A 12,370-nucleotide genomic window follows, 5' to 3' on the forward strand; every position below is an offset into this window, starting at 1 on the left:
TCCTTCGGCCACGATCAGCGCGGCGTGACCGCCGTCGAGCGGCAGCAGCGGCAGCAGGTTGAACACCGCGATCGACGTGGAGAACAGGCCGGCGAGCAGCAGCAGTCGGCTCGGGTGCTGGTCGAGCAGCCCGTCGGTGAGCTGCGCCCCGCCGACCGCGGAGACCATGCGCTGCTCGGGGACCTCTCCGTCGGCGACCGCCGCGAACCCTCCTCCGATCTTGCGGATCTTGACCACCGCTTCAACCATGTCCTCGTTGTTGGTCCCGACCACGATGATGTTGTGCGAATCGTGGGCGACCGAAGACGCCACCGCTCCCCGTTTCAACCCGAAACCGGTGACCAGGCCCAGCCCCAGGTTGCCCGAGGCGCTGTGGCGCTCGACCACGGCCAGCTTGAGGATGTCGCGTTCGGGATCGGCCACCACCTTCCCCTCCTCGACCCGGGGAGGAAGAAGAACTTCTTCGGTCACGATCTGCTCGGGGATCATCCGGATCACCCGGCACAGGTCTCCCCGGGCCTGGATATCGAAGAGCTCGGGGAACAGCCATTGGATGTTGACGGACCCGCGGATGGAGAGCTTGCGGACCTGCTGGGGAAGTTGATAGACCGGCTTGCCCTCCGCGGCCACCAGGCGCCCGTTCTTGTAAACGCTGCAGACGTTGAAATCGGCCAGGTTGTCCACGACGGCGATGTCGGCGGCGTACCCGGGGGCGATCGCGCCGGTCTTCTTCAAGCCGAAGTAGAGGGCGGGGTTGATGGTGGCCATCCGTACCGCCCAAACCGGGTCCAGCCCGAGGCGGATGGCCTTGCGGACGGCGAAGTCGATGTGGCCTTCCCCCAGGAGGTTTGGGGGGTTGCGGTCGTCGGTGCAGAGGCAGCAGCGGGAGACGTTTTCCGCCGTCACCAGAGGGAGGAGCGATTCCAGGTTCTTGGCGGTGCCCCCTTCCCTGATCATGATCGTCATTCCCAGGCGCAGTTTCTCCCGGGCTTCCTCCGCCGTGGTGCATTCGTGGTCGGACTCGATTCCCATGGCGATGTACCCGCAGAGGGATGCCCCCGAGAGCCCGGGGGCGTGACCGTCTATTTTCTTGCCCTCGAAGAGCTTGAGCTTGTCCACCACTTCCGGGTCGCAGAAGAGCACCCCGGGGAAATTCATCATCTCCCCCAACCCCAGGATCCACTCCTGCCCGACGTAGGGGAATAGGTCCACCGCCCGCAGCTCGGAGCCGGAAGTCTCCAGATGGGTGGCGGGGACGCAGGAGGGGATCATCACGTAGACGTTGAGCGGCTGGTACTTGCTCGATTGGAGCATGTACCTGATCCCGTCCAGGCCCATGACGTTGGCGATCTCATGGGGGTCGATGACCACCGTGGTCGTGCCCCGGGGGACGACGCAGCGGGCGAATTCGGGGATGGTGACCATCGAAGATTCGATGTGGACGTGGGCGTCGAAGAAACCCGGGCAGACGATCCGGCCCTCCAGATCGACTTCCTCTTCCCCCTTGAAGCCGGATCCGAGGGCCACGATCTTCCCGGAATCGACGACGACGTCGGCGGCGTAGACCTCGCCCGAGAAAACGTTGACCACCTTCCCGTTTCTAAGAATGAGACCGGCGGGGCTTTCCCCTCGGATGATCGACATCAGTCTCTGGCATTTCATCTCGGTCTTGCTTCCTTATTCCCCAGCAAAAAACCCGGTCGAGTCGTCCCTCGCCGGGTCCGTTATGGGCATACCGCGCCGCCGCGGTGGGGATTTCGAGGTTACCCCTTACGTCCCCGCGCCCATGCTAAAGTAATAGCAGCTGCAGTTCCGCGATTTCATAGCCCGTACCGTTTCGCCGGTCAGGTTAGCCATTCCTCCCGCAACTTGGCAAGAAAAAAAAGTTGCCGGCGGCCGCGGGGGCGGGCCGTGAACGAGCGGCGGTCAACTCCAAATTCCCGGAATCGCTTCCCCGCAATCCGGGCAAACTCCGCCACGCAGCCGTTCCGGGTCGGAACGGTACCCGAGGCGTTCGATCAAAACCTTCCCGCAGGAGGGGCAGAAGGTGTTCTCGCCCTCCTCCCCCGGAACGTTGCCGGTATAGACGAAGCGGAGCCCTTCTTCCCGTCCGATCTCCCGCGCCCGGCGCAGGATTTCCGGGGTGGTGGGCGGAGCGTCGGTCAGGCGGTAGGTGGGGAAAAAGGCGCTCAGGTGCCAGGGCAGCCCGGGATCGAGGCCGGCCAGGTAACGGGCCAGTTCGCGCAGGCGGGCGGTGTCGTCGTTGTAGCCGGGAATGATCAGGGTGGTGACTTCGATCCAGACCCCCCGCTCCTTGAGGCGGGCGATGGTGTCCAGGACCGGCGCCAGCCGGGCGCCGCACACTTCCCGGTAAAAATCGTCGTCGAAGGCCTTGAGATCGATATTGGCGCCGTCCAGCCAGGTCGAGGCTTCGTCGGCGGCTTCGGGCGACATGTACCCGTTGCTGACGAAGAGGTTGCGCAGGCCGGCCGCGCGGGCGCGCAGGGCGATGTCCCGGGCGTATTCGTAGAAAACGGTGGGTTCGCTGTAGGTGTAGGCGATCGAGGCGCAGCCGCCGTCACGGGCGGCGGCGACGACCGCCTCCGGCGCCACTTCCCTGCCCGGGACGGGCGCGGCGGGGTCCGGCTGGGAGAGGGAGGCGTTCTGGCAGTGCCGGCAGGTCATGTTGCAGCCCACGGTAGCCACGGAAAAAGCCGCGCTCCCGGGGAGAACATGAAAAAACGGCTTTTTCTCGATGGGGTCGATATGGGCGGCGGCCAAGCGGCCGTAGGAGAGCGCCTCCAGGCGCCCGGAGCGGTTTTCCCGGACCCGGCAGAGGCCGCGGCGGCCCGCGGGGATGCGGCAGCGGTGCGCGCAGAGCCCGCAGACGACCGCGGCACCGCCGTCGGCCCGGTAGAACATCGCTTCGTGCATGGGATTCGGTCTCATCGGCGCCGCCCGGAACGGGTCAGGCCCCGAATTTCTCCAGTTTCAAGGCGTTGGCCAGCAGCAGCGGCAGGGCTTCCCGGGCCGGGAACCGCCCCAGGACGCCCCGGGCGCACTCGGCCTCGGTGAAACGCTCGCCCCGATCTCCCCGGATGTACTCCGAACGCAGCAGAAAAGGGTTGGGGTGCCAGCTGTGGGCGGCCAGCGGGCAGGGGGTGGAGTGGTCCCCGGTGACGGCGATCACGTCCGGTTTCAGTTCCAGGATGAGGGGCAGCGCCCGGTCGACTTCCTCGATCACCTTGACCTTGTTGTCGAAATTGCCGTCCTCGCCGTAACTGTCGGTCTTCTTGACGTGGATAAAGAAAAAGTCGAAGCGGCCCCAGTTCCGGCGCAGCACCTCGAACTCGTCGGCCGGCGTCTCCCCCTCCACGGCCAGCAGTTCCATTCCCACCAGGCCGGCCAAGCCCCGGTACATGGGATAGACGGCGATGCAGGCGGGCGTGAGCTTGAAAAGCTCCTCCATCGAGGGGATATGGGGAAGAGAGGCGAATCCCCGCAAGAGGCCGGTGTTGGCCGGATGTTCGTCCTTGAGCGCCTCGTTCATGCGCTCGATGAATTTCCGGGCCGTTTCCGCCGTCAAGGCCGCTTCCGGTGCCAGCGGCTCGGGGTCGAGGCTGCGCCGGCCGAGGATCTGCGGGTCGGTGTCGGCCACCCTCCCGTCCAGCCCCTTCCCCCGGAATACGGCCACGAAACGGTGCTCCTTGACCGTGCGCAGAATCACCTCGATACCGTCGATTTCCCGGATCGCCTCCGAGAGCTTGCGGATCAGGCGCTCGTTCTCGGCGGTGGGGATCCGGCCCGCCCGGCGGTCGGTCAGTTTCCCCTCGGCGTCCATGCTGGCGAAATTCCCCCGGGCGGCGACGTCGGCGGGGCCCAGCTTCATCTCGATACCGGTGGCCTCCAGCACCCCTCTCCCGATCTGGTACCGGATGGGGTCGTAGCCGAACAGGGAGATATGGGCCGGGCCCGAACCCGGCGTGATCCCCGGAGAAATCGGGTCGGTCAGGCCCAGCGACGACTCCCGGGCCAGCCGGTCGAAGTTGGGGGTCGAGGCCGCTTCCAGGGGTGTTTCTCCCTCCCGGCGCAGGTCCCCCACCCCGTCCATGACCAGAAGAACGATCTTGGAGGGAGTGGACCGGGAGAGGGTTTTTATCACCGCTTCGGGTATCATTTCCGTCTCCTTTCGCCGGCGAAAGCCGGCGGCGTTTCGGCGCGGCGCCCGCGCGCGCCCCTTACCGCTGCCGGGTCCAGGTCAGAACGAAGACCGGCGGCAGGTTTTTCAGGATCAGCTGGCCGCGGTGGTGGCGGCCGAAGATCGTATTCATCTTCCTCCGGAAGCCGACCGCCGACGGGAGCAGGTAGGTATGCAGGTACTGGAAGGTCCGGAAGATGCTCCCGGAGACCATCAGGTCCTGGAGGCCGCCGATGATCTCGTCGTACACCCGTTCCCTGACTCCGACGAAGGGGAGGCCGGAGATGATCGCCTTGACCGGTCCCAGCCCCGCGGACGAGCAGAAATTTCCCACGTCCTCGGCGCAGCCGGCTTCGAACCTCAGATCGGGGAAGCGCTTCTCCAGCAGGCGCACGAAGCGGGGTTCGCGTTCGATCCCCAGGTACGACTCCGCCGAGGGAAGCTCCCGGCGGATCCGCTCGGTAAACGCCCCGGTCCCGGGTCCCAGTTCGACGACCGCCTCGCCCGGAGCGAGCACGATCCCGGAGGTCATGGCCGTGGTCAGCGTCCGGGAGCTGGGGGCTATGGCTCCTACGGTCACGGGGTTGCGGAGGAAGAGCTTGAAAAAAGTCAAATGCTGGGTCTGGGCTGCCGTTCTCATCATCGCATGCAGGTTTCCGGTACCGCGGGGCCGGCGCCGGCTCCGCCGGGACATGGTGCTTATAGCCCCCGGGCGCGTATGACCGCAAGCCAAAAATCCCGCTCCCCGCCCCGCCGCTCAACCCAGGGCGACATCGAGAACCATCATGACCGCAAACCCGACCAACGCCCCCATGGTGGCCAGGTCGCCGTTGCCTCCCTGCTGCGATTCGGGGATCAGCTCCTCGACCACGACGAAGATCATGGCGCCGGCGGCGAAGGCCAGAGCGTAGGGCAGCAGGGGCCGCGCGACCAGGACGGCGAAGGCCCCGGCCACGCCGGCCAGGGGTTCGACCACGCCCGAAAGCTGCCCGTACCAGAAACTTTTCAGCCGGGACATCCCTTCCCGGCGCAGGGGCATCGAAACCGCCAGGCCTTCGGGGAAATTCTGGATACCGATCCCCAGGGCCAGCGCCACCGCTCCCGCCAGGGAGGCGGAGGGAAGCGCGTAGCCGACGGCGCCGAAGGCCACGCCGACCGCCAGACCTTCGGGGATGTTGTGAAGGGTGATGGCCAGGACCAGGAGCACGCTGCGGTGCCAGGAAGTTTTGATCCCCTCGGCCTGGGATCGCGGCAGCCCCAGGTGGAGGTGGGGAAGGATCCGGTCCATCGCCCGCAGAAAGGCGCCGCCCAGCAGGAATCCGGCCGTGGCCGGAAGAAACGACCAGGCTCCGTATCCGAGATCCGCGCTCATCTCGATGGACGGAGCCAGCAAACTCCAGAAACTGGCGGCGACCATGACTCCGGCGGCGAACCCCAGCATGGCGTCGAGCAGACGGCGGTTGACGCCCCGCATGAAGAAGACCGTGGCCGCCCCCGCCGCCGTCACTCCCCAGGTGAAGAGCGTGGCCAGAAAAGCGAGCGCGACCGGGTTCATCCCCTCGATGGTTTCGCCGACGGGCAGGTTCATACCCCGATTATCGTTCCATCCGGGGGCGACGGCAAGGACGGAACCGGGCCGGGGGCGGCGGGCATGCGTTCCCGCAGTTGACCGTAGCGGCTAAAGCCGTTATCATTTTTTTATCAATTCAACGCTTCACAAGGAGCGCCGGCGATGAACGTATCGGTATCGTCACTGGTTGTGCTTTTCCTCGCGCTCGGCCTGTCCTCGACCGCCCCGGCGGAAGAAAAACTCCCTCTGGTCTGGGTCGTATCCACCGGAGGGACCATAGCCGAAAAGATAGACCCCGCCACGGGGGCGGCGGTACCGGCCGTTACCGGAGACGCCCTGATCGAAGCGGTTCCGGGGCTGGAAAAGGTGGCGCGGATCGAGGTCTTCGAGCTCTGCGACATCGACAGCTCGCAGATGACCCCGGAGATCTGGCGCAAGCTGGCGCTGAAAGTCGACGAACTGCTGGCCGACCGGGAGACCCGGGGAGTGGTCGTCACCCACGGCACCGACACCATGGCCGAGGGCGCTTTCTTCCTGGAACTGACGGTGACCTCCCGAAAACCCGTCGTTTTCGTGGGGGCCATGCGCAACTCTTCCGACCTCAGCCCGGACGGCCCCGCCAACATCATGAACGCCGTCCGCCAGGTCTGTTCGGACGCCGCCGCCAACTGGGGGGTGACGGTCACCCTCAACGACTACGTCAACAGCGCCTGGCACGTCAAAAAGACCCATTCCACCAACCCCCAGACCTTCGAATCGGGGCCCTACGGATACCTGGGCTGCATCATCATGGACCGGGTCCTGCGTTACCGGGACCAGGGGCGTTACCTCAAGTTCCCCATCCCCGACCGGTTGCCCCGGGTGGACGCGCTCACCACCTTCGCCGGCGACGACGGGTCCCTGGTGCGGGCCGCCGTGGCCGCGGGCGCCCGGGGGCTGGTGGTGGAGGGGGTCGGCTCCGGGAACGTCAACGCCGAGGTCAGGAACGCCGTTAAAGAGGCCCTGGACAAAGGCATCCCGGTGGTCATAACCACCCGGGTCGAGTGGGGGGGAGTATTCCCGGCGTACGGGGACCAGGGCGGAGGGGCCGACCTGGAGAAGATCGGGGCGGTGCTCGGCGGCCAGATCGACACCTTCAAGGCCAGGCTGCTGCTCATGCTGGCGATGGCCCAACCCGACTTCACCCGGGAAAAGCTGAAGGTTTATTGCAACTATTGACCAGCTCGCGGGCCGAACCGGCCGCGGGGGCCGAACTCAAGAAAAACGGAATCGCAACCGGGAGGCGGACCATGGACAGATCGCGCATCGAAAAAAAGTACGAAGCCCTGAGCCCGTTCGAGCTCAAGGACAAGCTCATCTCCATGGCGCAGAACAAGCGCATAAAAATGATGCTCAACGCCGGGAGAGGAAATCCCAACTGGGTGGCGACCCAGCCCCGGGAAGCATATTTTCTCCTGGGTTCGTTCGCCCTGGAGGAGGCCCGCCGGGTCTTCAGCCGCCCCGGACTGGCGGGCGCCCCCGACGCGGCGGGGATGGGCGAGCGTTTCCGGAATTTCTGCGCCATCCGCGCCGAACAGCGGGGGGCCCAGTTTCTCGCCGACGCCTACGCTTACGTCACCGGGCCGCTGGGCCTGGACGGCGATTCCTTCATCGGGGAGATGGTCGACGCCATCCTCGGGGACCACTACCCCACCCCGGACCGGGTCCTGAAGAACACCGAAAAGATCGTGCAGGCCTACCTCAACGTAACCATGTGCGCCGACGATCCCCCGGAAGGGACCATGGACCTTTTCGTCACCGAGGGGGGAACCGCGGCCATGACCTACGTCTTCAACACCCTCAAGGAAAACGGCCTGATCCACCCGGGGGACAAGATCGCCCTGGGCACCCCCATCTTCACCCCCTACCTGGAAATTCCCGTTCTCAACGATTACCAGCTCGTGGTCGTCGACGTCGAACAGGACGAGGACGACAACTGGCAGTATTCCGACAGCGAGTTGGACAAGCTGGCCGATCCCTCGGTCAAGGCCTTTTTCATCGTCAACCCCTCCAACCCCTCCTCGGTGAGCATCGCCGAAGAGTCCCTGGAGAAGCTGGCGAAAATCGTCGAGAAGAAGAACCGGGACCTCATCATCCTCACCGACGACGTCTACGGCACCTTCGTCAACGGCTTCAAGTCGCTGGCGGCCATCGCCCCCAAGAACACCATCCTGGTCTACTCCTACTCCAAGTACTTCGGCGCCACCGGCTGGAGGCTGGGGGTCATCGGAGTCTACCAGGACAACGTCATGGACGAGATGATCGCCCGCCTGCCGGCGGCGAAAAAAGCGGAGCTCGACGAACGCTACAAGACCATTTCCACCGACCCCGCCTCCCTGAAGCTGATCGACCGGATGGTCGCCGACAGCAGGGCGGTGGCGCTCAACCACACCGCCGGCCTTTCCACCCCCCAACAGGCGATGATGGTCCTGTTCTCCCTCCAGGAGCTGCTCGACTGCGACAGCCACCTTTACAAGAAAGAAGCCCAGGACCTGGTCCACGAACGCTACGAGACCCTCTACAGCGCCCTGGGCACGACCGGGACGGAGCTCCCCTGCTACGCCTGCTACTACACCACCATCGATATCCGCAAACTGGCCCGGGAGCGCTACGGGGAAGAATTCGGGGTATGGATGGAGAAAGCCCACGAACCGATCGACTTCGTCTGGAGGCTGGCCCAGGAGAAAGGGATCGTGCTCATGGACGGCGGCGGGTTCGCCGCGCCGGAGATGTCGGTCCGCGTCTCCCTGGCCAACCTCTTCAAAAAGGATTACGAGATGATCGGCAAGGGGATCAGCGAACTGCTCGCCCAGTACCAGAAGGAATGGAAAGCATCCAAATAAGCGCCCGCCGTGGTTGAGGCCCGAACCGCCGGAAGGGGGAACGCTCCGGCCCGGGCATGATGGGAGGTGACCAGATGCACGACGTTATCGGCTCGGTTTTCGGCTTTCTCAGAAGCAACCCGTCCATCCTGCTCTTCGCGGCGCTGGCCGGCGGATACGCTCTGGGAAAGGTCAAATTCGGAAAGACTTTTTCCCTGGGGGCCACGACCAGCGTCCTGCTGACTGCGATCGTCCTGGGAGCGGTCGTCTTCCGCCACCACCACGAGAACCTCGACCTGGGCCTGATCAAAACCGTCTCCTTCGGGTTTTTCATCTTCGCCATCGGCTATAAGGTCGGACCCGATTTCATCGGCGGCCTCAAGCGCGGAGGGGTCAAGTACGTGGGAGTCGCGGTCTTCTTCTGCGTGGCCGCGCTCCTATGCGCCCTCCTCCTGGCCAAGGCGTTCGGGCTCAACCGGGGGTACGCCGGCGGGCTGGTGGGTGGAGCCCTCACCCAGTCCTCGGTCATCGGGACGGCGGACGGCGCCATTCAGCATCTAAAAGGAGAACCGCTCACTTCCGAGCTGAACCTGAAATCGGACGTCGCCGTCGCCTACGCCGTCACCTACGTCTTCGGTACCGCCGGGCTGATCATCCTCCTCAAGGTCCTGGGCAAGGTCTGGCGGATCGACCTGCCCGCGGCCGCCAAAAAGGCGGAAGGGGAACTGGGGTCGGTCCGGGCCCAGGATTCGGTGGAAGCCTTCCACTGGTCCAACCTGATCGAGCCCCGCGCCTACCGGGTCGAGGAACCGGGCGTGATCGGGAAAACCGTCCGGGCGATCGAGGACGCCTGCGAGGAGGGAGCCTACCACCAGGGATACGTCTCCATCGACCGGATCAAGCGCGGAGACACCGTGATCGAAGACGTCCCGGGAGACACGGTCCTGGAGAAAGGGGACATCGTCGTCCTCACCGGACTGCGCAGCGCACTCTTCGGCACCTGGCAACGCTTCGGGCCGGAGGTAGACGACGACCTGGTCCGGGAAATGCTGGGAGAGATCCTTCCCATCTGCCTGACCAACAAGGAGCTCAGCGGCGAGACCTTCGACCGGATCTTCCGCGATCACGGCCACGGCTGCTACGTCCGCAGCATCACCCGCCAGGGGCACGAACTGCCCCTGGGCCCGAACCTGAAGCTCTACCGGGGCGACGTCATCAACGTCATCGGCGACCGGCCCGACGTGGAGAGACTGGTCGGGGTCCTCGGTTACGCCGAGCGCCAGACCCAGGTCACCGACCTGGTGATGGTGGGGATCGGGCTGATCCTGGGAACGCTCCTGGGACTGGTGGCCTTCAACGTCGGGGGGGTGCCCATCACCCTGGGAGTGGGCGGGGGCGTGCTCGTATCCGGGCTTTTCTTCGGTTGGCTCCGATCGATCAAGCCCACCTGGGGCTATATCCCCACCCCCACCGTCTGGATCTTCACCGATCTGGGGCTGAACTTTTTCATCGCCTGCGTGGGGATCTCCGCCGGTCCCAAGGCCCTGGAGGCTCTGGAGCAGGCCGGCATCAACATCTTCCTGGCCGGGGTCTGTCTGACCTCCCTCCCCCATCTTCTCACCTGGATCTTCGGCCTCTACCTGCTCAAGCTCAACCCCGTCCTGCTCCTGGGGGCGATGACGGGAGCGGGGACCTGCACCGCGGCCCTGAACTCGGTCAAGGACGACGCCGGGAGCGCGGTCCCCGTAATCGGATACACCGTCCCCTACGCCATCGGCAACGTGCTGCTCACCGTCTGGGGGGCGCTGATCGTCAGTTTAATCTAATAACCGCCCCCCGGGGCCACGGAGGAGAAGAAGATGTCGCTGGAAGTTCCGTTACGGATCATCGAGGAAGCGGGCTACGGAGTCATGGCCACCTGCGCGGGAGGGAAGCCCCGCTGCCGTCCCATGGCCTTCGTGGTCCCCGACGGCGAATTCCGGCTCTGGAGTTCGACGTACGCCGGCAGCGGCAAGGCGAAAGAGCTGCGCGCCGACCCGGCGGTGGAGATCTGCTTTCTCGACGGGGACAAGGTCCAGCTCCGGATCTCCGGGACCGCCGACCTCGACGGCGGCCGGGAGAAGAAAGCGCGGCTGCTCGAACTCAACCCCCGGGTGGCCGGGCATTTTTCCGGCCCCGACGACCCCGACTTCGTCCACATCGAAATCGTCCCGTCCCGGGTGCGCTGGATGCCGCCGGGCTTCGGAGAATACACGGAGGTCTCCCTGACGGAATAGCCGCGGAACGGGAGCTTCAGCCCCACACCTCCGCCAGCGTGGGGTGGGCCCGAATCACGTTCCCGAAGGCTGCCTTCGTCATTCCCGCCGCCAGAGCCGGGACCACCGTTTGGATCGACTCCGTCGCCCCGGCTCCGACGACGGCGGCTCCGAGCAATTTTCCGGAAGCGCGATCGAAGACCAGCTTGGCGAAACCGTCTTCTTCCCCCGCGATCACGGCCTTGGCGTTGGCCTTGAAATAGCGCTTCCGCACCCCCGTCTCGATCCCCGCCGCCTCGGCCGCGGCCTCGGTCAACCCCACCGCCCCTACCTCGGGGAAGGAGAAGACCGTGCGGGGGACCAGATTGTAATCGGGCGCGGAAGCCGCCCCTCCGGCGACGGCGGCGGCCGCCGCCGTCGCCTCGGCCTCGGCCACGTGGGCCAGCATCGGAGAGGGGACGACGTCACCCACGGCGAAGACGCCCGCGACCGCGGTCTCCATCCGCCCGTCGACGGGGACGAACCCGTCGACGGGAACCAGCCCGATCGCCTCCAGGCCCAGGCCCCGTGTGCCGGGGGCCCTCCCCGCCGCCACCAGCACCCGGTCGAACTCCCTCTCGTCCTCCCCTCCCCCGGAGACGCCCAGGACCGCCTTCGCCAAGCCGACGCCCGGCGCCGCCGAGAGGAGCGCGCGGCCGCAAAGGACCTCGATCCCGTTCCCGTCCATCCCCCGGGCCAGGGCCCGGGAAACGTCGGCGTCCTCCCCGGGCAGGATCCGATCCGCGGCCTCGGCCACGACCACCCGGGACCCGAGGGCGGCGTAGAGGGATGCGAACTCGCAGCCGATGTAGCCGCCCCCCGCCACCAGAAGACGGGGGATGGAGGGGAACCGTTCCAGGAGGGCGTCGCTGTCGAGAACGGTTTCCCCGTCCGTCGGGACCCCGGGGAGCTGCGCCGGAGCCGAACCGGCGGCGATGACGACGGCGGCGGCCGCGATGACCGTATCCCCCTGCCCCTCCCGGACGATCCGGAGCCGGCCCGGCTCCGCGAACTCGGCCCGGCCGAAGATCGTTTCCACTCCCGCCGTCTCCAGGGAGCGGGCAAGGCCGGCGCGCAGCCGGTCGACCACGGCCCGGGCCCCGGCGGCCATCCGCGCGGGGTCGGCCGACACCGGGCCGCCGGCCAGACCGAACCGCTCGGCCCGCTCCCAGCCGTGCAGGAGACGAGCCGATTCCAACAGAAACTTGACCGGGATACAGCCCCGGTTGAGGCAGGTCCCGCCCAGGAGCCGGGCTTCGATCAGGCAGACCGATTTTCCCCGGGCCGCCAGCAGCCGGGCCGCCCGGCAGCCCCCGGGCCCTCCCCCGATCACGGCGCAGTCGTAGCTTTTCATCTCCCCCCTTCCCCGGGTCTTTCCCGGCGTCGGCACCAAGGCTAGCGCAGGGGCGCCCGCCCCGCAAGCGGGAAGGGAGGGGCGGAGAGGGAA

Annotated in this window: 10 protein-coding genes; 4 read left to right on the forward strand and 6 right to left on the reverse strand. The window is 66.3% G+C overall.

The window, feature by feature from the left end; genetic code table 11:
- The 5 genes from ade to PLZ73_11755 form a co-directional block, all read right to left on the reverse strand.
- On the reverse strand, positions 1 to 1,662 hold a 1,662-nt coding region (gene ade / locus PLZ73_11735), incomplete at its 3' end, for an adenine deaminase (GenBank protein ID HOO78543.1).
- A 264-nt stretch (positions 1,663 to 1,926) separates the two neighbouring features.
- The gene (gene amrS / locus PLZ73_11740; protein ID HOO78544.1) at positions 1,927 to 2,934 is read right to left on the reverse strand and encodes an AmmeMemoRadiSam system radical SAM enzyme; all 1,008 of its coding nucleotides are present in this window, start codon (positions 2,932 to 2,934) and stop codon (positions 1,927 to 1,929) included.
- Positions 2,935 to 2,968: 34 nt separating this feature from the next.
- On the reverse strand, positions 2,969 to 4,177 hold the full coding sequence (locus tag PLZ73_11745; GenBank protein HOO78545.1) for a 2,3-bisphosphoglycerate-independent phosphoglycerate mutase: 1,209 nt from the start codon (positions 4,175 to 4,177) through the stop codon (positions 2,969 to 2,971).
- A 61-nt stretch (positions 4,178 to 4,238) separates the two neighbouring features.
- Positions 4,239 to 4,841 carry a hypothetical protein gene (locus PLZ73_11750; protein ID HOO78546.1) on the reverse strand — a complete coding sequence of 201 codons (603 nt, stop codon included), beginning with the start codon at positions 4,839 to 4,841 and terminating at the stop codon, positions 4,239 to 4,241.
- Positions 4,842 to 4,955: 114 nt separating this feature from the next.
- Complete coding sequence (locus PLZ73_11755) at positions 4,956 to 5,786, reverse strand: ZIP family metal transporter (protein HOO78547.1); 831 nt, start codon at positions 5,784 to 5,786, stop codon at positions 4,956 to 4,958.
- Between the two features lie 144 nt (positions 5,787 to 5,930).
- Between PLZ73_11755 and PLZ73_11760 the strand changes: the two genes are divergently transcribed.
- From PLZ73_11760 to PLZ73_11775, 4 genes are all read left to right on the forward strand, one after another.
- Entirely contained in the window at positions 5,931 to 6,986 is a 1,056-nt protein-coding gene (locus tag PLZ73_11760) for an asparaginase (GenBank protein HOO78548.1), read from the forward strand.
- A 71-nt stretch (positions 6,987 to 7,057) separates the two neighbouring features.
- Complete coding sequence (locus tag PLZ73_11765; protein ID HOO78549.1) at positions 7,058 to 8,650, forward strand: bifunctional aspartate transaminase/aspartate 4-decarboxylase; 1,593 nt, start codon at positions 7,058 to 7,060, stop codon at positions 8,648 to 8,650.
- A gap of 74 nt (positions 8,651 to 8,724) precedes the next feature.
- Positions 8,725 to 10,455: an aspartate-alanine antiporter gene (gene aspT / locus PLZ73_11770; GenBank protein ID HOO78550.1), complete on the forward strand. Its 1,731-nt coding sequence runs from the start codon at positions 8,725 to 8,727 to the stop codon at positions 10,453 to 10,455.
- Positions 10,456 to 10,488: 33 nt separating this feature from the next.
- Positions 10,489 to 10,905 carry a pyridoxamine 5'-phosphate oxidase family protein gene (locus tag PLZ73_11775; protein HOO78551.1) on the forward strand — a complete coding sequence of 139 codons (417 nt, stop codon included), beginning with the start codon at positions 10,489 to 10,491 and terminating at the stop codon, positions 10,903 to 10,905.
- Between the two features lie 16 nt (positions 10,906 to 10,921).
- On the opposite strand, the gene PLZ73_11780 is transcribed toward PLZ73_11775, so the two are convergent.
- Positions 10,922 to 12,277, reverse strand: a complete 1,356-nt coding sequence (locus tag PLZ73_11780; protein ID HOO78552.1) for an NAD(P)/FAD-dependent oxidoreductase — start codon at positions 12,275 to 12,277, stop codon at positions 10,922 to 10,924.
- Positions 12,278 to 12,370: the final 93 nt, after the last annotated feature.

The organism is bacterium, from assembly GCA_035380285.1.
Lineage (GTDB): Bacteria > Auribacterota > Erginobacteria > Erginobacterales > DAOSXE01 > DAOSXE01.